The sequence below is a fragment of the Paenibacillus sp. MMO-58 genome, assembly GCF_037146255.1.
Taxonomy (GTDB): Bacteria; Bacillota; Bacilli; order Paenibacillales; family Paenibacillaceae; genus Pristimantibacillus.
In genome coordinates this window covers 64,860-85,748 of the sequence record NZ_JBBCVY010000010.1, presented here as the reverse complement: position 1 = coordinate 85,748, position 20,889 = coordinate 64,860, and the positions used below count along the sequence as shown (strand labels likewise).

General features: G+C 49.7%; 18 protein-coding genes. 5 read left to right on the top strand and 13 right to left on the bottom strand.

Annotation, left to right across the window (positions count from 1 at the left end):
- Window positions 1-10: 10 nt before the first annotated feature.
- Together WFJ73_RS25215 and WFJ73_RS25210 are read right to left on the bottom strand one after the other, a co-directional pair.
- Window positions 11-1,567 carry an ABC-F family ATP-binding cassette domain-containing protein gene (locus tag WFJ73_RS25215; protein WP_336775707.1) on the bottom strand — a complete coding sequence of 519 codons (1,557 nt, stop codon included), beginning with the start codon at window positions 1,565-1,567 and terminating at the stop codon, window positions 11-13.
- A gap of 127 nt (window positions 1,568-1,694) precedes the next feature.
- Entirely contained in the window at window positions 1,695-2,246 is a 552-nt protein-coding gene (locus tag WFJ73_RS25210) for a TetR/AcrR family transcriptional regulator (protein ID WP_336775706.1), read from the bottom strand.
- Window positions 2,247-2,399: 153 nt separating this feature from the next.
- Between WFJ73_RS25210 and WFJ73_RS25205 the strand changes: the two genes are divergently transcribed.
- A complete protein-coding gene (locus WFJ73_RS25205; protein WP_336775705.1) occupies window positions 2,400-3,074 on the top strand; it encodes an SDR family NAD(P)-dependent oxidoreductase in 675 nt (224 codons plus the stop codon).
- 57 nt (window positions 3,075-3,131) lie between these two features.
- On the opposite strand, the gene WFJ73_RS25200 is transcribed toward WFJ73_RS25205, so the two are convergent.
- The 6 genes from WFJ73_RS25200 to WFJ73_RS25175 form a co-directional block, all read right to left on the bottom strand.
- Window positions 3,132-3,761, bottom strand: coding sequence for a 2OG-Fe(II) oxygenase (locus tag WFJ73_RS25200; protein ID WP_336775704.1), 630 nt, complete (start codon window positions 3,759-3,761; stop codon window positions 3,132-3,134).
- Window positions 3,762-3,855: 94 nt separating this feature from the next.
- The gene (locus tag WFJ73_RS25195; protein WP_336775703.1) at window positions 3,856-4,692 is read right to left on the bottom strand and encodes an RMD1 family protein; all 837 of its coding nucleotides are present in this window, start codon (window positions 4,690-4,692) and stop codon (window positions 3,856-3,858) included.
- Window positions 4,693-4,833: 141 nt separating this feature from the next.
- Window positions 4,834-5,403, bottom strand: coding sequence for a YcxB family protein (locus WFJ73_RS25190; protein WP_336775702.1), 570 nt, complete (start codon window positions 5,401-5,403; stop codon window positions 4,834-4,836).
- A gap of 33 nt (window positions 5,404-5,436) precedes the next feature.
- The gene (locus WFJ73_RS25185; RefSeq protein WP_336775701.1) at window positions 5,437-5,958 is read right to left on the bottom strand and encodes a GIY-YIG nuclease family protein; all 522 of its coding nucleotides are present in this window, start codon (window positions 5,956-5,958) and stop codon (window positions 5,437-5,439) included.
- A 150-nt stretch (window positions 5,959-6,108) separates the two neighbouring features.
- Complete coding sequence (locus WFJ73_RS25180; RefSeq protein WP_336775700.1) at window positions 6,109-7,098, bottom strand: LacI family DNA-binding transcriptional regulator; 990 nt, start codon at window positions 7,096-7,098, stop codon at window positions 6,109-6,111.
- A gap of 76 nt (window positions 7,099-7,174) precedes the next feature.
- Window positions 7,175-10,537, bottom strand: coding sequence for a GH36-type glycosyl hydrolase domain-containing protein (locus WFJ73_RS25175; protein ID WP_336775699.1), 3,363 nt, complete (start codon window positions 10,535-10,537; stop codon window positions 7,175-7,177).
- Window positions 10,538-11,034: 497 nt separating this feature from the next.
- Here WFJ73_RS25175 and WFJ73_RS25170 point away from each other — a divergent pair, with 497 nt between their 5' ends.
- The 4 genes from WFJ73_RS25170 (at window position 11,035) to WFJ73_RS25155 (ending at window position 15,322) form a co-directional block, all read left to right on the top strand.
- Complete coding sequence (locus tag WFJ73_RS25170) at window positions 11,035-12,315, top strand: sugar ABC transporter substrate-binding protein (RefSeq protein ID WP_336775698.1); 1,281 nt, start codon at window positions 11,035-11,037, stop codon at window positions 12,313-12,315.
- A 120-nt stretch (window positions 12,316-12,435) separates the two neighbouring features.
- Complete coding sequence (locus WFJ73_RS25165) at window positions 12,436-13,323, top strand: carbohydrate ABC transporter permease (protein WP_012772565.1); 888 nt, start codon at window positions 12,436-12,438, stop codon at window positions 13,321-13,323.
- 15 nt (window positions 13,324-13,338) lie between these two features.
- Window positions 13,339-14,190, top strand: coding sequence for a carbohydrate ABC transporter permease (locus tag WFJ73_RS25160; RefSeq protein WP_336775697.1), 852 nt, complete (start codon window positions 13,339-13,341; stop codon window positions 14,188-14,190).
- A 439-nt stretch (window positions 14,191-14,629) separates the two neighbouring features.
- Complete coding sequence (locus WFJ73_RS25155; protein ID WP_336775696.1) at window positions 14,630-15,322, top strand: diphthine--ammonia ligase; 693 nt, start codon at window positions 14,630-14,632, stop codon at window positions 15,320-15,322.
- Window positions 15,323-15,667: 345 nt separating this feature from the next.
- On the opposite strand, the gene urtE is transcribed toward WFJ73_RS25155, so the two are convergent.
- The 5 genes from urtE to urtA form a co-directional block, all read right to left on the bottom strand.
- Complete coding sequence (gene urtE, locus WFJ73_RS25150; protein WP_336775695.1) at window positions 15,668-16,369, bottom strand: urea ABC transporter ATP-binding subunit UrtE; 702 nt, start codon at window positions 16,367-16,369, stop codon at window positions 15,668-15,670.
- Window positions 16,347-17,123 carry an urea ABC transporter ATP-binding protein UrtD gene (urtD, locus tag WFJ73_RS25145; RefSeq protein ID WP_336775694.1) on the bottom strand — a complete coding sequence of 259 codons (777 nt, stop codon included), beginning with the start codon at window positions 17,121-17,123 and terminating at the stop codon, window positions 16,347-16,349. The genes urtE and urtD overlap by 23 nt, the downstream gene beginning before the upstream one ends.
- A complete protein-coding gene (gene urtC / locus WFJ73_RS25140; RefSeq protein WP_336775693.1) occupies window positions 17,095-18,189 on the bottom strand; it encodes an urea ABC transporter permease subunit UrtC in 1,095 nt (364 codons plus the stop codon). The genes urtD and urtC overlap by 29 nt, the downstream gene beginning before the upstream one ends.
- A gap of 18 nt (window positions 18,190-18,207) precedes the next feature.
- Window positions 18,208-19,113 (bottom strand): urea ABC transporter permease subunit UrtB, encoded by a 906-nt coding sequence (gene urtB, locus WFJ73_RS25135; RefSeq protein ID WP_336775692.1) that lies wholly within the window; start codon window positions 19,111-19,113, stop codon window positions 18,208-18,210.
- Between the two features lie 102 nt (window positions 19,114-19,215).
- Complete coding sequence (gene urtA, locus WFJ73_RS25130; protein ID WP_336775691.1) at window positions 19,216-20,469, bottom strand: urea ABC transporter substrate-binding protein; 1,254 nt, start codon at window positions 20,467-20,469, stop codon at window positions 19,216-19,218.
- Between the last annotated feature and the right edge of the window lie 420 nt (window positions 20,470-20,889).

The following is a 20,889-nucleotide window of genomic DNA, read 5'->3' as shown; positions in this document are numbered from 1 at the left end:
TGCTATTATCTTATCTCTGGCTCTGCATAGCCCAAGCTTCCACATCCCATGTTTTCGTTGCCCAATCCTCATAGAAATCAGGCTCGTGAGAGACGAGAACGATCGTACCCTTGTAAGCTTTCAGCGCACGCTTCAACTCGGCCTTAGCCACGATGTCCAAATGGTTCGTTGGTTCATCGAACAGGATCCAGTTGCTCTCCCGCATCATCAGCTTGCACAAACGTACCTTCGCCTGCTCTCCCCCGCTGAGCTGGTTAAGCGGTCGGGTAATATGCTCGTTTTTCAATCCGCAGCGGGCAAGCGCTGCCCGAACCTCATGCTGGTTCATGAAGGAAAACTCATCCCATACATCCTCCAGCGGAGTCATCGTCGGCGCCTTCGCTTCCTGCTCGAAGTAAGCAGGCGATAAATAATCGCCAAGGTAGGTCTTGCCGTCCAGCGGCGGAATAACGCCAAGAATCGACTTCAGGAGAGTGGATTTACCCACGCCGTTGCAGCCTACGATCGCAATCTTGTCACCGCGCTCAATGACCATATCCATCTTGGGAAGAAGGGGTTTGTTGTAGCCGATAACCATTCCCTGCGCTTCGAATACGGTCTTGCCGCTTGTTCTGGACTCCTTGAAGTTAAAGGTTGGCTTCGCCGCTTCCTCCGGCTTATCGATGAGATCGATGCGGCCCAGCTGCTTCTCGCGGCTCTTCGCACGCCCTGAGGTAGATGCACGAGCCTTATTTTTCTGAATAAACTCTTCTTGCTTCTTAATATAATCCTGCTGCTTCGCGTAGGCGTCGATATGCTGCGCTTTGTTGAGCTCAGCCATCTCCAGGAACTTCTCATAGTTGGCGGTGTAACGCGTCAGCCTCGTAAATTCAAGATGGTAAATCACGTTAACAACCTGATTCATAAAACCGGTCTCATGGGAAATAAGAACAAAGGCGTGAGGATAATTCTTCAAATAATTCGTCAGCCAGATAATATGCTCTTCATCCAAATAGTTGGTAGGCTCATCAAGCAATAAGACGCCCGGCTTCTCAAGCAGCAGCTTGGCAAGCAGAACCTTCGTCCGTTGTCCGCCGCTAAGCGCCGTAACGTCGCGGTCCAGGCCGATTGCGTTAAGACCCAGGCCATTCGCCATCTCATCGACCTTCACGTCGATTAAATAGAAATCGCCGATTTCGAGCTCCTCTTGAATTTCTCCCATCCGTACTAACAGCTGCTCCAGCGTATCCGGATCGGCATCGCCCATCTGCGCGGCAATATCGTTAAGCTCCTCCTCCAATACGAGCAGTGGAAGGAACGCGTCCTTAAGCACATCGCGGATCGTCTTTCCCGCTTCAAGCTTCGTATGCTGATCCAAGTAACCGTAACGAACGCGGGGCGTCCATTCCACCTTGCCTTCGTCCTTCAATAGCTTGCCCGTCAAAATATTCATCAGGGTCGATTTCCCCGTACCGTTCGCGCCAACCAGGCCGATATGTTCTCCCTCAAGCAGCCGGAAGTTCACGTCCTTAAACAATACCCGATCGCCAAACGTATGCGATAACTGCTCCACTGTTAACAAACTCATTCTCTTTTATCTCCATTCATGTATAAACGCTATTTAATAATGATGCGAATCTCTCGAAATAATCGATTCATTGTACCACACATCTGCTCATCTAACTCCCGGCATTAGCGGAAACAGGCAAGTTAAATCAGCAGTTCCCTGCCACTAACAACGACACTCTCTCCGCTATTTCCTCTTTGTCCAAGGCTACTTGTCCCGTTGCCCATAAATAACCCGCCTCCAGAATCATGCTGGCATACATAGGGACATAGAAGTCTTTCTCCGAACCGGTTAAGCTGGCATCCACACCCTCGGATAAATAGGCTTTTAGTGCCGTTAACATTTTCTTCTTCAATAACGGGATTAAATTCAAATAGCTGCGGCGGCATTGAATATTCGGCGGTTGATGAAAATCGCATACAGCAAGCACGAGCTGCTTGATGCTGTCATGATCGAACTTCGCAGCTCCCGATGTCCGGTTTGCAATGACCGTCGAAGCGGAATTCACCACAATGTAATCCAATAACTCGTGCTTATCATTGAAATGGGCATAGAACGTAGCCCGGTTCACTAGCGCTCTATCCGTTAGATCGGCCACTGTTATTTTTTCGAAATCCTTCTCATTCACTAATTGCATAAAGGCATTAATTAGAGACTGCTTCGTATGCGTCGTTCGGATATTTCTTGCCTTGGTTCCCATTTTCGTTCACACCTTACCCGACAGTTTATGCAAGCCTGTTGCTATAGCAACATTCGGACTACATTGTTGGTTGTTCCGATAACGGATTCGGTATACGTTTATTAAAGCAACACTTGTTGATTTAATATATCACGAAAAAGGAGTTTAGATAAGATGAAGACGATTGCCATTATTGGCGCAGGTCCCGGATTAGGATTGTCCATAGCGAAAAAATTCGGGGAAAAGGGCTTTAAAGTCGCCGCCATCGCGCGTAATCCCGAGAAACTAGCTTTTATCGTAAACGAGCTTACCCAGCTGAATATTGAAGCGAAATCCTATGTTGCGGATATTGCTGATTTAACTGCTCTAAGACAAGCCTTGCAGGCGGTTAGACAAGATTTTGGCCGTATAGACGTACTCGAATTCAGCCCTTATGCAGGGCCTGAAATCTTCAAGCATGTATTGGAAGCAACCCCCGAGAACGTCCTGGAGCAAGTAAACAGTCACTTATCGCCTGCCATTCTCGCCGTCAACGAGGTTTTGCCGGATATGATCAGCAATGGATCAGGGGCGATCTTGTTCACAACCGGCTTGTCTGCCATGTTCCCTATCCCTTTTGTCGGGAATGTCGGAATTGTCATGGCAGGCCTTCGCAATTACGCGACAAACCTGCATAACGAATTAAAGGACAAAGGGATATACGTTGGGCATCTCTCGATTGGAACCTTCATACAGCCGGGTACCGCAGGTGATCCCGATCTTATTGCGGAGACTTGGTACATGCTGTACGAGAGCAGGGATCATTTCGAAGAGACTTTCCCGCAGGGAATAAATCCATCGATGCTCTGAAAATAAAAAGGGCCGGAATCCTCTACGGGTTTCCGGCTCTTCTATCTATTTATAAACTTAGCGATATCTTTGTCTTCTCATCCATTGGGTTGCTACCCATTTCTCCCCGGCTGCTACGGGATGACCCGCATGCAGCGTTAACTGGTTCAAGCGGGTATCGTTATAAAAATATTCAAAGTAGACCGCGCTGCCTTTCTTGGGCGTTACCGAAAAATGAAGAGAAGGGAAATACGTCTCGCCGCCTTCTTCCACGTCATTCAAATACATGACCAACGTGCTGATCCGATTGTTCATATTGCTGCCAGGCGTGAAATAGTCGAAATGAGGATGATACTGTTCTCCGGGCTGATACCGCAGCACCTGCAGCGGCTCCGCATGGGAGACCGGGATATTCATGAGCTCAGCAACCCGGGCTTCTACTTGACCGATACATTCATTTTCGCCTTCCTCAAAAAACATGCTGCTGCTGGTTCTGACCTCGCTGACATCGTGAGAGTTCCCGATTTTGGCCCGCTGCATTCTAGCCGCAGCCAGGTCGATCAATAAATCGCATTCCGCCCAGCTTAATACATTATCCAGGATCATAATAAGCGGTTCATCCAATTTCCCAACGATACGAATCTCTTTGTCCTTGGTTAAGATCTTGTTCCCTGAAGACGTTACGATCGTCTGCTCTTTAATGGTCATCGGCTTAGTTCCTCCAATATTGAATACTGAGGACGTATTCGATTAGGCATTAAATCAGTCGATTAAGTAATTCTCCGTCTAGCCCGCAATCCCTTTATGGCAATACTCCGGCAATTTGCAGAACCGTCAGAATAACCTCTATGACAATGAGGATAACGATAATCCATTCAACGAACAATCCGCGTATGGAATGGCTGATTGTTGAGAAGCCTTCCATGATATGATGAAGAAACTCTGTTTTGCTTTTTAATATTTTATAGCGGTCATTCAGTTCGAAAAACTCCAGCATGCTGTCGTAAAACTCGCCGGCTTGGCTGCTGCTCCACGTAATATCAGGCTTATCCAAAATCATGATATAGCCAAGGGTGTTGTACTCGTAACGCAAGATGATAGCCGTTGTTCTGGCCAGCTCTTTATTGCCGATTCTCAGCTTTCCTTTTTCCAGCCGCTCAATCATGGTTTCCAGCTTGTCATGAATTTTCCCGAGCTGCTCCTCTACTTTCTCAAGCGCAACCGACTTCGCAAGCACCGTAGAAATAAGCTCAGGATGGAAAACCTCGTATTCGGGCACTTCCACATACTCATCGGTCAGCTCGAACGTCTCGAACTCTCCATAATGAAGTCTGTAGTCATCGGTATATCTGTCCGCATTCAAAATATCAATGTCCGGCTCGAAGGACTGGAGGTATCCCAAAAAACCCTTTATATCTTCAGGGCGTGAATGATTAACGAAAACAATACTGCCGAAAGAAAAAACCAGTACCTGCTGCGAATCGGCTACCGGATGCTTAAGGATGGCCGCAAGTACTTCCCCTTTCAACATTAAAGGCTGCTCCCAGGTGTATTTCTTAGGAATTCCGCAATGGATCGCAATCTGATTCAGATCAATTTCATTCGTGATGGCAAAAGCTTTAAAGGTCATTTCCTTCATTTCTATCACTCTTTTCAGTCAAACTGAAATTTTAGGCGTATTATCACATTATTCCCTGTCCTTATTTCTTATACCCCGTTCCGCTCCGCTAACAAAAAAGCCGGAATCCTTAATGGGATCCCAGCCTTTTCCGCTTATGAACTAGCTTGCGTTGAAATATTGAACGATACCAACGGTAACGACGAAGATAAACAAATAGATGAGCAGATTTCTTACTCCTCTTAATTTCTTTTTTTGCTTGATGCGGCTGCGGACCATTTGCCCGAATTCGCTCCACTGCTCGTCCGTAAAGCACCTGCGGGGAAAGATATGGGCCGTGATTCCGTTCACCATTAAATAAATGGCCGATTTTGTAGCGAATATACCGGTAAAATCCGTCCACTGCATCCTTACTGTGAGGGATTCGCTCTCTATCGTCATTCCCTCTTCCGACCACGTGTACTGTTTCTCTTCTTTTACTAGTCTATTCTTGATGTTATTCTTGTGGGCCTTTATAAGGAAGAAGGCCAATAGAGGCACAAATATAAAGATGAAAACCATAAATGGATTTAAACTGGAGATGTCCTTCTCCACAATAGCAAGAACGATATCCAAGATGGATATGAGGTACAAAAAACCAAGGAGATAGGGATAAGGCTTCTTCAATAAATAGGATAGCTGCAGCTGTACCAAATCTTCTTTGGTGAGTGTAACGGAACAAGATCCTTGCATGGTTTTCCCTCCGTATATATTAGATAAAATGATTCACTTCCTTAGTTCTTTCAGTAGCCTTCTGAAATCTAGGTTCGCTTCGCTGTTGTTGTCCTTCAGATTTAAAGGCGGGTTAAAATCTCTAATTAACACCTTCTCGATATCATCGGGACTTTCAGAGGCACAATAATGCAGAAAAAGATTATCCCTCATCCATCGGGATAACTTGGCTTCGTCTTCTTTTTCAAACTTGTATTTCGAGGGAAATTGATCTGCTCTAAGCTTTGTTAATTGCATTAAAGAGCCTAGGCTTTTTCTTAAGGTCGACCCTCGGGCATTGCCATTAAAATGCTGTCTATAATCTCTTGCTCTTAGACTCTTATTAGAAATACCAATATAAATAATAAGCCTGTCCAACAAACGGCTGTACTTGAGTCCTCTCATACATTCAGGCAAGTGATCCTCACTTCCGGCTGTAATCATATAGAGTCCCTTAACATTAGGCAACTGCTTAGGATCATCATTTCTGGGATCAAAAATATTACCCTCGAATTTCTTCATTATGCTCTGAATCATGACAACACCCCGCCACACCCAATTTATTCCATATATTTCAAAATGAATATATCATGTCTTTTGACCTATGTATAGAAAAAAAAAAAAGACCAGAAATCATCCGGCGAGGATCTCTGATCTTTCGTACTTTGTATTATTCATTTGTGCTTATCACGTAGCGGAACCTACCGACCCGCCCCGAATAAGAGAGACATAGATTCGCTCCTGCTCGACCTCTTGGCCGGCAATCAGCCTCAATAGCTGCTCCGCCGCAATAGCGCCCCACTTGCGCTTCGAATAATCGATGGTGGCGAGGCGAGGATGCATGAAGGAGGCCAGCTCCAGATTATCAAAGCCGATCAGATGCAGGTCCCGGCCGATGAAAATATCCGGATGATTCCTTTGCAAGTAATGGCACATCCCGATCGCCATCTCGTCGTTGAAGCAGAATATCGCCGCCGGTTCGCCTGTAGAGCTGATAATGCCGTCTGCGACTAATCTTGCCGCTGCATGCTCGCCCGACGACTTGTTGAAATCGCCTTCAATAACGGTAAGCGAAGCATCGCTTGAGCGATCTACCACCTGGGTCGCCGCCGCCAAACGCTGCTTGGAGTCAAACGAACCTCTTGGCCCCGTAATGGCGTACAGCTTGCGGTGTCCTTGCTCCAGCAAGTATTCGATCGCCAATGCCGCCCCGGCTTTATTGTCGAGCAGCACCTGGTTAACGTTCGCATGATTCAGCTCCCGGTCCAGCACGACCAGCTTGTGCCCGCGTTCCGCGTAGCTGGCCAGCTCCTTGCTGTCGAACGTCTCGTCGAGGATAATCGCTCCGTCGATCAATCTCTCCGGCAGCATGCGGTGAGACTGTTTGCCGCTGCAGACGATCAGGTCATAGCCTTTGACCGACAGCACTTCCTTCATCCCCTGAAGGAGGTCTCCATAGAACGCCCCGCTGAAATCGGTCAGAAATACCCCGATAATTTTCGTTTCTCTCCGCTTGAGCGATCGCGCGGCAGCATTCGGGACATAGTTCAATTCACTGGCAACCGCCAATATTCTGGCCGTTGTTTCTTCCGTTACTTTCGGATTACCGTTTAATGCGTAAGATACGGTCGATATTGAAACGCCCGCTTGCCTGGCGATGTCTTTAATGCTGACCACAGTTCCCACTCCTCCTTGTCCTTATTCTACTATAACACAAGGACTGGCGGCACCTAGATACCACCAGTCCTTCCGATTACATCATGATTTCAATCCGGTTGCCTTCAGGACGCAGACTTGCAGTCAGCTGTTCTTCCGTAATACGCACGCCGCCATCGCGGTAACGGTTATCCGTATAGGTAAACTCCGTTTCCTGACCGTTAATGAGGATGCGGCTTACGCTTGCTCCTCCGCCAAGTCGGTAGACAAACGTAACCGGCTTGCCGTTCCAGCCAAAATCAAACGCGAGTCCGTCCAGCTTCTCCGGCAATACCGGATCGACAACAAGGTCGCAGCCAAGCTGGCGAATCCCGAGGGCATTCGAGATCAACTGATTCATATAGATTCCCGGGCCGCTCGAATAAATACGCCATCCGCCCTTCACCTGCACGCTGCCGTCACGCAGTTCGCTGAAGCGCTCCTGAGCGTCGTAACGGTTCATGAACTTGCCGTCGGAGCTGCTGAAGTAGGAGTTGCTTTGACGCAGCTCGGCGTTTGGCACAACATCGCGAAGACCCACCGGGTTGATTGTCAAAAGTCCCTTCCATACTTCATCCGTCTTACCCAGCTTCGCCATCGCTTCCACGAAACGGATATGCGCATGGACATACTGCAGGCCAATTTCCCGTCCGAAGTTAGCGGCCTGTTCGGCGCGCTTGAAGTTCACGCTGACGCCGCCCGCGTAATTCGCAGGCCGGTTCATCAGACGTACGCCGTCCGGACAGTACAGCTTCTCTTTAATAATGCGGTAGTGAGCTTCCGCCTGTTCTTCCGTCAGGAGCTCGCTGATCATGCTGCGCGTCATTGGAAGCAGACGGTACTGGATACCCGTAGTTGTATCCGTCGGATGCAGCATCAGCTTCGCTTCCTCCGGCTTCTCCATGTAGACAAAGCCCGGAATAATCTCTTCCGCAAGCATATAGCGGTTGAAGTCCGTCTGAATGCCTGCCGCCAGCTGCGCAAGCTCCTCCGCAAGCGCGGAATCAAAGCTTTCCAGCACGCGGCCGAATTGAGCGATAACCTGATAAGTCAGCGAAACCGTCCAGCTGCTGATCATGTATTTTTTGAGCTGTGCATTTGCCGGCTGCAGCGTGTCGTCCCAGTCTCCGTCGCCGTAGGAGGACAGATGCGTGCCATGCAGGAAATGCTCTTTAATGTAGTCGATTTCCTTGATCGCATGATCAAGCAAAGTTGCGGATTGTGCCGTGAATTCGCCCGTATGGCGGATCGAGTAAGGAACGCGCTGCTCCAGAATGCCGTAATCTTTGGTCGCGGCCAGATAATCGCCGAGCACCTTCAGCGGCCATACGATAATATCGCCATGGCTCTCTTCCTGTTGGATCTGGTAATAACGGTCGAACATAAACCATTGCGGCCAGTTGCCTTCGTCTTCGTATTGATGCGAGTAAACGGTCTTCAGAATTTCCGCCACTTGCTCGTACTTATGCGTGGACAGGAAGTATTCCGCCGGTCCTTGGCATACGTCGCGCGTACCCCAAGCCGCTCCGCCGTATTGCTCCAGGCCATGAGGCACCGAATAGTGGACAAGCATATTATGCGTATACCACCATGCGAGCGAGTTCATTTTGGCGAGTTCGTCCTGCGCATCGCCGTCATGGGACAGCTGGAAACCGTTCATTACCTGACGCAAAAAGGCTCGATAGCGCTCGATCTCGTCTGCCGCCTGTGTTTCTTCAAACGGCAGATCTTCGCCTTGCAGCAGCCCTTGAACCGTCATGGTCCAAGCCGAAGTTGCCGCAAGCTCAAGAACAACAAGCGATGCCGCACCCGGCGTTAGGCCTTCGGCAAGCACGCTCTCGTCCAGAGCGGTTACCGCCGCACCGTCTACGCGCATACGGTATTGCAGGTTCGGGAACACTTTAGTGCTTTGCGACCGGCTGTCCGCCTTAAAGATCAGCACGCCGTCCTTCTCTTCCATGGAGTAAGGCAGCTCGTATTCGTTAGTATTCATCGACACTTGGTTCGTCACTTTAAACCGGTAGCTGCGCCCTTTCTGCGAGCGAAGCTCCAGACGGACCTCCGGCGAATCCACCGTTGTGTAGTTCGTAATGACAAGCGTATCGTCCGCCGTCTTATAGAACCATTTCGCATAGTTGAAGCCCATCTCGAACATGGAAGGCATCGCAAGCAAGCGATAAACGCCGTCAACTTCAACATAGATGCGCTGACCGGAAGTTTTGAGCACATTAAGCGCGTTACGAGCATTGGTTATCATTTTATGGAAATTCGTATTGCCAGCAAGAAGCTGCGAGTTGAAAATCCCGTACATATAAGAAGTCGTCGTCATCACGTTATCCGTCATGCGGTCATTGCCGCCGGACATCAGGATGTGGCCATGCGGACGCTCGACAAGCAGCTCCTTCTCCTTAAGCACCACATGCTCATGCGTTTCGGTGAAGAAGGATAGCAGTTGACCGTCCTGGAATTCTTCCTGCTTCCGGTTCGGGTACATCGACTTGACCTCTTCCGGATCCATAGACAATGTACGAAGCGGCGATCCGATCGCAGACGATACGACAACCTTCGGATAAGTCTCTTCCGACTCAGCTTGCTGCGTCTTGTCGGCGGACTCTATCTGCTTCCATGCCTCCAGCACTTCTTCGAAGTATTCCAGCTTCTCAACCGCCGAAGGATGATCCTTCTTGAACAGTCCGTAGAATACGAAGCGAGATTCGCCTTGAACCTGAGTCTTCGGAGTCTGAAGGGCTGCATACGTGAATTCATATTGATAAATTTCATTCGCCAGCGTAGGCTGCAGCAGCGCTTCCGGCACATCGGTCTCTTTATGGCTTAAGCCGAAGAATTGGAAGCCGTCTGTCGAGTAGCCTGCTGCTCCCGTCAGCGAACCATGCTGCATATAAGGGAAAGCGCCCCCCATCGGCTGGTTTTGCCGGAAGCAAAGCGCATAACCAAGCTGCTCATCCCGGAATACCTTATGGTCAACGTATTGAGAGATATACGCCTCGTTCGTCCGGACAGCCCCGGTATCCCCAAGACCAAGATCTTGTCCGTAGACAACGTCAATCGTTGCATCGCTGCCTTGAACGGTTACGTCCCAGAACCAGATGCCAGTCTTGGTTAAAGTAAAAGTAACCTTGTATTTCAATTCGCCGCCAAATGCTGCTCCATCCCAGACCAGCTTATCGCCGGCTTTCGTCAAACGGCTGGTTGAGCGAATGCCAAGCAGCGGTTCGAAGCGGATTCCTTCCTCTGTATGCTTGCGCAGATAAAGGTTGTTCATGGATCCGTCAACCGGATGCGTCATGACCTGATTCAGCATCGTTTCTCCAGACCGGGCAACAAACAGATCGCCGCTGCTCCAGAAATCGAATGCCAGTTCCCCATTTTCCATACGGATCGTGCTTTTTGCTGTCTCCATTATTTCAATAATGCCTCCCCATTTGTCCAACCTCATGTTATCGCCGAAATGGTTACGTGTAGGATTGCCTATTCGCGTTATATTCTTCACACCGATGAAGTCAAAATCAACTATAGAAACGTTTCGATTATACCTAGAACAGGATTATAATCAAATAATTCAGGGTCGTCAACCTTGTAAAAAGGATAAATAGAAACGTTTCTATTAATTCCATTGTGTAAAAAAATAATACTTGAAAGCGCTTATGCTCTGATCTATAATGTCGTTGAAACGTTTCTACAACGAATTAACCTAGAATTAAACGCAGTTGATTGTCCTGAAGAACATCTGAGAAGGAGGGAATCGGGCGCTATCGAAACGATTCTCGTACAGAGGATTGACTCAAGAAGCGAATACGACGGCCACGCTTACCTATAGAGCAAAGCCGAATAATTGAAGCATTGCCACTGCATACTATTTTTTAACAACCGACAACATGGGGAGGTCTTGTTTTTATTATGACATTCAAAAAATCTCTTACCGCTACGCTCGCAGGCTCCGTCCTGCTCATGGGCATTCTATCCGCTTGCGGCGGAAATAAAGCAGACAACAACAGCACCGCAGATCAAGGCAGCACAGGCAAAGGCAGCAAAGGAAAAGTTACTCTTAACGTATGGGGCATGGGCGAAGAAGCGAAATCCCTTCCGAAAATCGCCGCGCAATTCGAAGCCGAAAATCCGGACATCAAAATCAATGTTCAGCCGCTTCCTTGGGACACGGCGCATGACAAGCTGCTGACGGCTGTCGCATCGAAAAAAGGCCCGGATGTTGTGCAAATGGGTACAACTTGGATTCCGGAATTCGCTAACGCCGGCGCATTGATGGACCTGTCCTCCGATATCGCTAACTACCCGGAGCTTGCGGACAGCAACTTCTATGACGGCTCCTTGAATACAACGAAATACGACGGCAAAACCGTAGGCGTACCTTGGTATATCGATACTCGCGTTCTTTACTACCGTACGGATCTGCTGAAGGAAGCCGGCTACGACCAAGCGCCAAAAACTTGGGATGAGCTGAAAGACGCGGCGGACAAGCTGAAAGCACGCGGCACGGGCAAATACGGCATCAGCCTTGACGTAAAAGAACAGACTCTTATGTTCATGTTCGCTCGCCAGAACGGTTCCAAGCTGATCGAGGGCAACAAGCCGCTGTTCAACGAGCCGCAATTCGTAGAAGCGGTTGATTACCTGAACAGCTTCTTCAAAGACGGAGACGCTCCGCTTGACCTCGGCATCGACATCGTAGCCGGCTTCAAAGGCGACGGCATCCTGCCAATGTTCATCAGCGGTCCTTGGATGGTTAAGCTGATTAACGATCAAGCTCCTGAACTGAAAGGCAAATGGGCAACCGCGGTTCTTCCTGCGAAGGAAAACAACATCTCGGCGCTTGGCGGCTCCAACTTGTCCGTCTTCCAATATACCGACCATAAAGAAGAAGCCATGAAATTCCTTGCTTACATGAGCAAGCCTGAAACACAGCTTAAATGGCTTGAGCTTGCAAACGCATTGCCTTCCACGAAAAAAGCTTGGGAAGATCCGGCGCTGACTAGCGATCCAAACCTGAAAGTAATCGGCGAGCAAATGAAGAGCTCCGAGCCAATGCCGCTGCTGAAGCCTTGGGAGCAAGTTGCGCAAGAAGCATTGAACTCGTTCGAGAAGGTCTACCGCGGCCAAACGAAGACGCAAGACGAAATGAACAGCTTTAACAAGAAAGCTACCGATATTCTGAGCAAGTAACAGCAGTATCTTGGAATGGAAGCAAGCACCGGCAGCACTTCTGAACCTAAACAGAAACGCTGCCGGTTATGTTTTGCCATTAATTTTTTGCGGTAGAAGCGCAAAGGAAAGGAAGCATGGATGAAAGGATATTCTCAGAGCAAAGCGCCTTATTTCTTTATCGCTCCCGCGCTTATATTACTAATACTGTTTTCATTGTTACCGATTGTCGTCGCTCTTGTTATCAGCTTTACGAACATGGACCTTGCCGGTCTTGCCGACTGGTCGAATATTTCATTCGTTGGACTCGACAATTATGTGGACGTATTGGCTGATCCCGTGTTCGGCAAGTCCATCTTAAATACATTATTTTATGTCGTTATCGGTGTGCCGCTTATTCTGATCGGCTCCCTTCTCATTGCTATTATCGTTAACTTCGGAGGCAACCGGATCTTTAACGCCTTCCGCGTCATTTACTACATGCCTTCCGTTACGAACGTTGTTGCGGTCGCGGTTGTATGGACATTGTTGTACAACCCAATTTTTGGTCTGCTGAACTATTTGCTTGATGCCGTTAATCTGCCGGCCGTACCATGGCTTCAGGATCCGATCATGGCGAAAATCTCGCTGATTATTATGGGCGCATGGCGCGGGATTGGTCTGAACATGATCATCTTTATCGCGGCGCTGCAAGGTATTCCGAAGTCTTATTACGAAGCGGCTCAGCTCGACGGTGCCGGCAACTTCCGGCAGCTCATGTACATTACGATTCCGATGCTTCGTTTCGCGATCTTCTTCGTGTCCATTACAACGATGATCGGCTGGCTCCAATTCTTTGAAGAGCCGTTTATTATGACGGACGGCGGTCCGCTGGACAGCACGACCTCCGTAGCTTTGTTTATCTATCACAACGGCTTCCAGCTGAGCCACTTCGGCTATTCGGCTGCAGGTTCATTCGTACTGTTCTTCGCAATCATTCTCATCACGCTTTTGCAGTTCAAGCTGCAGGGCAAAGATACGGATCTATAAGGAGGAGGTGAACAAATGAGCGCACATGCAAAATCTGGATCTGGCGCAGCCAAAAGCGACCTGGCGTTGAAATGGGCCCTTGGCGCGCTGCTCACCATAGGCGGAATCCTGGTCATCCTGCCTTTTATATGGATGATTCTCTCCGCCTTCAAGTCGGAAGCGGAGATGCAGAATATCCCTCCCACCTTCCTGCCTGTAGATGCTACGTTCGATAACTTCAAACACCTGTTCACCGAAATGAACTTTGGCGTTTACTTGAAAAACACGCTGATCATCGTCGTGTTCTCCTTTGTTGGACTGTTCCTGAACGCCATGGCCGGCTTCGGGTTCGCGAAATATAGATTCAAGGGCGGCAGCGTCCTGTTCTATCTCGTACTGGCTACCATGATGATTCCCGGTCAGGTTACGATGATTCCGATCTACCTAATACTGAACGAGATGCACTTAACCAACACGATGGCGGGCATTATCCTGCCGGGTCTGGTCGGCGCCTTCGGCATCTTCCTGTTCCGCCAGTTCATGCAGACGATTCCGGACGAGCTTCTTGAGGCAACGCGACTGGACGGCGCAAGCGAATTTCGGACCTTCATGCAGATCGTGCTTCCGATCTCGAAGCCTATTCTCGCGGTACAGGGCATTCTCGCTTTTATCGCCGGCTGGAACAGCTTTATCTGGCCGCTCATTATCGCGAACGACGAGAAGCTGTACACCTTGTCCGTTGGCCTGACCTTGCTCAAAGGACAATACGGCGGCAACTTCGCGCTTCAGATGGCTGGCTCCACCTTTATGGTCATCCCGATTATCGTCATCTTTATCATTTTCCAAAGACATATTATCGAGAACTTCTCGATCTCGGGAATGAAATAAGCCAGGTAGCGTGCAGACGGGCTCCATTGGGCTGATGGCTGCGCATTCGTTCGCTTCGCTCGAAGTGAGGAAACTCATTAATTAATGTGCTTAATTGCGTTAATTGCAGCCATTAAGGCAGGATCTAGAACCATAATGAGGCTAGCCTCATTATTAATAAAGGTGGTCGTATTTATAAGGCGGCAAACTTCACTATCGCTTTTTTATCCACCTTTTAGGACGATAAGATCAGCGGGAAACCTCACAAACAATGAACTTTTCCGCCGATGAATATGATAACCTAACAACAAAAAGAGGCTTTCCCCATCAGGGACGGACTCTTTTTGTTTTTGCAAGTATAAACGCCTTCCTTCTTCACTCCGTTAATGCGATCATCTTGATCATTCCGCAGCAAATCGTGTTAAAATTCACTGAGCATAATAAAAGGAGATCCAAGAAAATGAAGGAAACAGTGAACTGGAAAAACGGAGTCCATGGGCATAAGTTTATAGCCTCTTATAGTGGAGGGAAAGACAGCACTCTTGCGCTGTATAAATCCATAAAGGTTGGAGAACCGATTGGGCTTATCGTCATGATGGAGGAAGAAGGAAAACGCTCCCGATCTCATGGCATGCCTCCAAAGCTTATCCGCGCCCAAGCTGAATCCATCGGCTTACCCGTATTTACGGCGGCCGCAAGCTGGGAGGATTACGAAAAGGAATTTATAGCCCTTCTGGAACAAGCCAAGCATCAAGGCGCCGAAGTGTTAGTCACGGGAGACTTGGATATGCCTGTCCAAGACTGTTGGCATGACAAGGTCACCCGGATCGCCGGCCTAAAGCTTGGGATGCCGTTATGGGAAATGGATCATCTGGAGGCTGTTGAAGAGTTTATTAATCTCGGATTCATCTCCGTTGTTGTCACGGTCAATTTATCATTAGGGATGAAGGAAGAGGATTTGGGACGCGTATTAACTCACGACTACATCCAGGAGCTTCTTTCCCGCGGAATTGACCCATGCGGAGAAGGCGGCGAATTCCATACGACCGTTATCGACGGCCCACTCTTCAAGCATCCTATCCCCATTCGCAAAGGCAGCTTAGTCAGAAACGGCGAATATGCCTTTTTGCCTTTGGAGCTTATAGAGTCTTAAGGAAGCACTTTTTCATACGAGAAAAGAACAGACCTCCTGACGGACAGAGAGGTCTGTTCTTTTTGTAGTTGCGCAGCGGTTCGCCTACGTTGTACAAAATGCAGTATAATCATGCGATTAGCGCGTGAAATGAAAATATCCTGCACAGAGTGCAGGATATTAGAGAAAACGGGCCCAATTGGCCCCAAATCTGCGAATTATAATGCATTTTATGCAACCAATTTCGCCAATACCGTCCCATTTGGGCAAATATCCTGCATTTCGTGCAACGTACCGCAGCTAGCAGTAGCATCAGCCCGCTAGACCTTCCTTACAGCTGCAGCCGTTCAATCCCCTTCCGCTTTCTCACACCGTCAAATACTTTTTAATCACTTCGTCGCTTAAATCCTCCAGGCCGCCCTCCCAGGCGATTGCCCCCTTATCCAGCACGTAAAAGTAGTCGCCGACGCTTTTCACGAAATCGAGACTCTGCTCGACAAGCAGAATCGATGTCTTGCCATCCGCCTTAATGGAGCGGATGACATCGCGGATATCGTCAACGATAGACGGTTGAATGCCTTCGCAAGGTTCATCGAGCAAGAGCAGATCCGGCTTTGACGCGAGAGCCCGCGCGAACGCCAGCTGCTGCTGCTGTCCGCCGCTCAGGTCCCCGCCGCGCCTGCTATACATCGTTGGCAGCACCGGGAACTTGGCAATCGCCTCCTCCGGAATAGAACGTGCCGCCATCTTCTCGCGCGTTGCCTCAAGGCCGACCAATATATTCTCATACACGGTGAGCTGCCCGAAAATCTCGCGTCCCTGCGGCACATAACCAATTCCTCTCTTTGCGCGGCGTCCCGGCGCGGCCTTCGTCAGCTCATGCCCGTTGTAGGCAACGGTTCCTTTCCGCGCCTTGAGCAGTCCCATAATGCTTTTCATCAGCGTTGTCTTCCCGACACCGTTGCGCCCAAGCAAGCAGACGACTTGCCCCGGCTCGACCCTCAGCGTCACGTCACGCAAAATCACGCTTTCCCCGTATCCCGCTTCAAGCTGTTGAACGGCTAACATCCGCATCCCGCCTTTTCCCGAGATATACTTCCGCTACTCGGTCATCGCCCTGCACCTCTTCCATCGAGCCTTCCTTCAGCAGCTTTCCTTCATGCATAACCGTCACCTTGCTGGCGAAGTTGCGGACAAACTCCATGTCATGCTCCACAACCACAATCGAACGCTGACGGGCGATTTCGATGAGCAGCTCGCCCGTTTTATCCGTCTCCTTATCCGTCATGCCCGCTACCGGCTCATCCAGCAGCAGCACCTCCGGCTCCTGCAGCAGCATCATGCCAATCTCGAGCCATTGCTTCTCGCCATGCGATAAGCCGCCTGCCCGCCAATCCGCCTTATCCTGCAGCCCAATCATAACTAACTGCTGCTCGATCCGCTGCCGTTCCTCCGCCTTCATCCGGGCGAACAGCACCGTAAATACGCCGCGCTTCTGGCGCATGGCAATCTCGAGATTCTCAAACACCGTCATCGACGGAAAAATCGACGGCGCTTGGAACTTGCGGCCGATGCCAAGCTCAGCGATCTGATGTTCTTTTTTCTTCGCGATATCAATGGATTGCTTGAAGGTAACCGTCCCCGCAGTAGGTTTTACTTTGCCGCAGATCACGTCCAGCATCGTCGTTTTGCCGGCACCGTTGGGCCCAATGAGGAAGCGGAGCTCCCCTTTCCGCAAATGCAAGCTCATTCCCTGAATGGCCTTGAAGCCGTCAAAAGCTACCGTCACCTCATTACATTGCAGAATACTCGACTCGCTCATGCTCCGGCTCACTCCTCTCCTCTTTCTTCTTGCGGAACTTCAGCTTAGCGGCAAGGCCCGCCACCCCGTTAGGCAGAAAGACAACAACCAGAATAAACACGCCGCCGAGAAAATACGTCCAGCCCTGCGGATAGGTGGTGCTGAACTCGCTTTTTGCCCAGTTCATCAGCACCGCCCCAAGCGCTGCGCCGATCAAGGTTCCGCGCCCGCCGATCGCAACCCACAGCACCATCTCAATGGAAGGCACAATTCCCATCATGGAAGGCGAGATTATGCCGACATGCAGCACAAACAGCATTCCTGCAATACCGGCGATAGCCGCCGACATCGTAAACACAACCATCTGGTAGACCGCCGGATTATACCCGATGAACCGGACCCGGTTCTCCCCGTCCCGGATCGCGCGAAGCACTTTGCCGAACCGGCTTTTCACCACATAACGGCATAGTATAAATACGGCCACCAGCACGGCTGCCGTCACCCAATACAGCATCCGCTTCGTATCCGGCGAAGCGATCGGCTCGCCTAATATTTTGCTGAACCCCGTGACGCCGTTAGTCCCGCCCGTATAGGCCTGCTGTCCGACCAGCAGCGTTGTCGTAATAATAACGAGAGCCTGCGTAAGAATAGTGAAGTACACGCCGCGAATCCGGTTGCGGAAGGTGAAATACCCCAGAAACAACGCCAGCGCAGCAGGTATTAGGATTCCCATCAGCACGGCAAAGCCAAAGCTCTCGAACGGCTTCCAGAAGATCGGCAACTCGCTTAATCCGCTCCAGCCCATAAAGTCCGGCAGCTTACCGCCGCTTGCCTCAAGCTTCAGATACATCGCCATCGCATAGGCGCCTAATCCAAAGAAGATACCGTGCCCCAAGCTTAGAATACCGGTATAGCCCCAGATCAGATCCAGACCAAGCGCAACAATGGCAAACGCCAGAAACTTCGCAAGCAGGTTCAATCGGAAGTCGCTTAAATAAAGCGGAGCCGAGAACAATGCAGCGGCAGCAGCCGCGTAGCAGGCAAGCAGCCATAAACGCTGGGGAGAAAGTTTTCGCATCGTCAACATTTGCTTCTCCACCTCTCTCTATGAATCAAGCGAACGCGAACGCATGGCGACAAATCCCATTGGCCTCCATTGCAGGAAAGCAACGATGCAGATGAACACGAGCACTTTGCCAAGCGATGCATTCGTCCAATATTCGAACATCGTGTTAAAGACGCCAATTCCGAGCGCACCAAGCACGGTGCCCACCAGCTTGCCGACTCCGCCAAGCACAACCACCATAAACGCATCCACAATATAATAAGTGCCAAGCGATGGCCCAATTGGACCAATCAGCGTCAGCGCGCAGCCGGCGATGCCGGCAATTCCCGAACCAATTGCAAAGGTCATCGCATCAACGCGGCGGGTGGATACGCCAAGGCATGCCGCCATATCGCGGTTTTGCATAACCGCCCGCATTCGGCGCCCCTCCAGGCTGCGGTAAATATAGAAGTACATCGCAAGCAGAGTAACGATAACAAGCCCGATGATAAACAGCCTTTTATAAGGAAGGACCGCACCAAGAAAGTTAACCCCGCCATCCAGCCAGGTCGGACTCGTCACCGCAACGTTAGGAGCGCCAAAGATCGATCTCGCAAGCTGCTGCAGCACCAGACCAACACCCCATGTGGCGAGCAGGCTGTCGAGCGGCCGGCCATAAAGAAACCGGATTAGGCTCATCTCAAGAATAAGGCCAAATAGGAAGGCGATCAGGAAGCTGACCGGTATCGCAAGCACGAAATACCAATCAAACATCGACTTTGGCAACTCGTTTTTAAACATATTTTGCGTCAAATACGTGGAGTAAGCGCCAATCATAATGAGCTCGCCATGCGCCATATTGATGACCTTCATCAGCCCAAACGTAATGGCCAGGCCAAGCGCAATCAGCAGCAGAATCGAGCTGACGCTCAGCCCGTTAAACAGCTGCAGGGTAATGACCTCCATATGCCTTCAACTCCTTTGGGGTTATACAAAAGGAGAGTATCCGAAGCCTAACTCTGTCGAATACTCTCCCTTCATCCTTGCTGTTCCGCTTACTTCCGCTTGTTAGTCGGTTGGCTTAATGCTTGCCGCCCAGTCGTAGCCTTTCAGGAACGGATCCGGCATTACGGCATTCCCCGAATTCCACAGCTCTTTGAACTGTCCGTCCGCCTGCACCTCGCCGATTCGGACCGTTTTGTAAATATGCTGGTTCTCGCCGTCAATCTTCACTTTGCCCTCCGGAGCATCCCATTCGAGATCCTTCGCCGCGGCTTTGACTTTATCCACGTCGGTTGAGCCTGCCTTCTCCACCGCAGCCTTCCACAGGTATACCGCGGTGTAGCCCGCTTCAATCGGGTCAGCCGTCACGCGGTCCTCGCCGTATTTCTTCTTATAATTTTCGACGAACGTCTTGTTCGCCGGCGTATCCGTCGTTTCGTAATAGTTCCACGCTGCCAGATGTCCTTGCAGAACATCGGCGCCAATCCCGCGGATTTCTTCCTCCGCTACCGATACGGACAGCGTCGTAATATCCTTGGCCGTGATCCCCGCATCCTTCAGCTGCTTGAAGAAGGCTACGTTGCTGTCGCCGTTAAGCGTGTTAAATACAACGTCCGGCTTTGCTTCTTTGATTTTGCTGATAATCGTGCTGTAGTCGGTATGGCCAAGCGGCGTATATTCCTCTCCGACCATTTCGCCGCCTTTTGCCTTCAATTGCTCTTTGATGATCAGGTTTGCCGTACGAGGGAAGACGTAGTCCGAGCCAAGCAGGTAGAATTTCTTGCCGCGGTTCTCAAGCAGCCAGTCAACGGCCGGAACAATCTGCTGGTTCGTTGTAGCGCCTGTATAGAAGATGTTAGGGGAAGCTTCGAGACCTTCGTATTGCACCGGGTACCAGAGCAGACCGTTAAGCTCCTCGAACACCGGCTTCATCGCTTTGCGGCTGGAGGACGTCCATCCTCCGAATACCGTTGCGACTTTATCTTCGGAGAGCAGCTTGCGCGCCTTCTCGGCAAAGGTCGGCCAGTCGGATGCGCCATCCTCCTGAATCGCTTCGATCTTCTTGCCAAGCACGCCGCCTGCCGCGTTAATTTCCTCTATTGCCATCATTTCCGCATCGCGAACGGATACTTCGCTGATCGCCATCGTACCGCTTAAAGAATGCAAGACCCCTACCTTAATCGTATTTCCCGAAGCTTCTGTAGAACTGCTCTCGGTTGTCGTGGATGCCGGTTTTTCATTGTTGTTGCCGCAGGCTGTCAGCAGCATGCTCAGCGCTACCGCCACAACCCCTGTCTGATAAAACCATTTCCTTTTCATCTCTCCACTCCCCAGTTCTTCTTTCTAATTACGAACATTAAATTGGAATGTGTTACCATTGTTCGCAACCTCATTATAGGGGCGGTCAAATCTTCACGTCAATATACATGACATTAAAATTAGAAAATGAGGAAATTCGTCTCATTAATTGGTTTTCAAAGGGCATTTTTCGATATGATTCGGCAAATTTCTTGGATAAAACTCCCTTCATACTTGTAGTTTATATCATTAAATTAACAATATATGTTACATATATGAATGTTCTATGCTGAAAGAAACAATAAGATGACATTCCCATCCTACGGAAGTAAAGGGAACTAATTTTCTTCCAGCCCATATATGTAAAGTTAACTTGACATAAAGAATACTTTAATTTACATTATGCATAAACTTGGTAAAAACAGCTAAGGGGGAATTTTT

Bases quoted from the DNA above. Each gene is read 5' to 3' on its own strand.
- WFJ73_RS25215 (WP_336775707.1), bottom strand. From the start codon at position 1,567: ATGAGTTTGTTAACAGTGGAGCAGTTATCGCATACGTTTGGCGATCGG.
- WFJ73_RS25210 (WP_336775706.1), bottom strand. From the start codon at position 2,246: ATGGGAACCAAGGCAAGAAATATCCGAACGACGCATACGAAGCAGTCT.
- WFJ73_RS25205 (WP_336775705.1), top strand. From the start codon at position 2,400: ATGAAGACGATTGCCATTATTGGCGCAGGTCCCGGATTAGGATTGTCC.
- WFJ73_RS25200 (WP_336775704.1), bottom strand. From the start codon at position 3,761: ATGACCATTAAAGAGCAGACGATCGTAACGTCTTCAGGGAACAAGATC.
- WFJ73_RS25195 (WP_336775703.1), bottom strand. From the start codon at position 4,692: ATGAAGGAAATGACCTTTAAAGCTTTTGCCATCACGAATGAAATTGAT.
- WFJ73_RS25190 (WP_336775702.1), bottom strand. From the start codon at position 5,403: ATGCAAGGATCTTGTTCCGTTACACTCACCAAAGAAGATTTGGTACAG.
- WFJ73_RS25185 (WP_336775701.1), bottom strand. From the start codon at position 5,958: ATGATTCAGAGCATAATGAAGAAATTCGAGGGTAATATTTTTGATCCC.
- WFJ73_RS25175 (WP_336775699.1), bottom strand. From the start codon at position 10,537: ATGGAGACAGCAAAAAGCACGATCCGTATGGAAAATGGGGAACTGGCA.
- WFJ73_RS25170 (WP_336775698.1), top strand. From the start codon at position 11,035: ATGACATTCAAAAAATCTCTTACCGCTACGCTCGCAGGCTCCGTCCTG.
- WFJ73_RS25165 (WP_012772565.1), top strand. From the start codon at position 12,436: ATGAAAGGATATTCTCAGAGCAAAGCGCCTTATTTCTTTATCGCTCCC.
- WFJ73_RS25160 (WP_336775697.1), top strand. From the start codon at position 13,339: ATGAGCGCACATGCAAAATCTGGATCTGGCGCAGCCAAAAGCGACCTG.
- WFJ73_RS25155 (WP_336775696.1), top strand. From the start codon at position 14,630: ATGAAGGAAACAGTGAACTGGAAAAACGGAGTCCATGGGCATAAGTTT.
- urtE (WP_336775695.1), bottom strand. From the start codon at position 16,369: ATGTTAGCCGTTCAACAGCTTGAAGCGGGATACGGGGAAAGCGTGATT.
- urtD (WP_336775694.1), bottom strand. From the start codon at position 17,123: ATGAGCGAGTCGAGTATTCTGCAATGTAATGAGGTGACGGTAGCTTTT.
- urtC (WP_336775693.1), bottom strand. From the start codon at position 18,189: ATGTTGACGATGCGAAAACTTTCTCCCCAGCGTTTATGGCTGCTTGCC.
- urtB (WP_336775692.1), bottom strand. From the start codon at position 19,113: ATGGAGGTCATTACCCTGCAGCTGTTTAACGGGCTGAGCGTCAGCTCG.
- urtA (WP_336775691.1), bottom strand. From the start codon at position 20,469: ATGAAAAGGAAATGGTTTTATCAGACAGGGGTTGTGGCGGTAGCGCTG.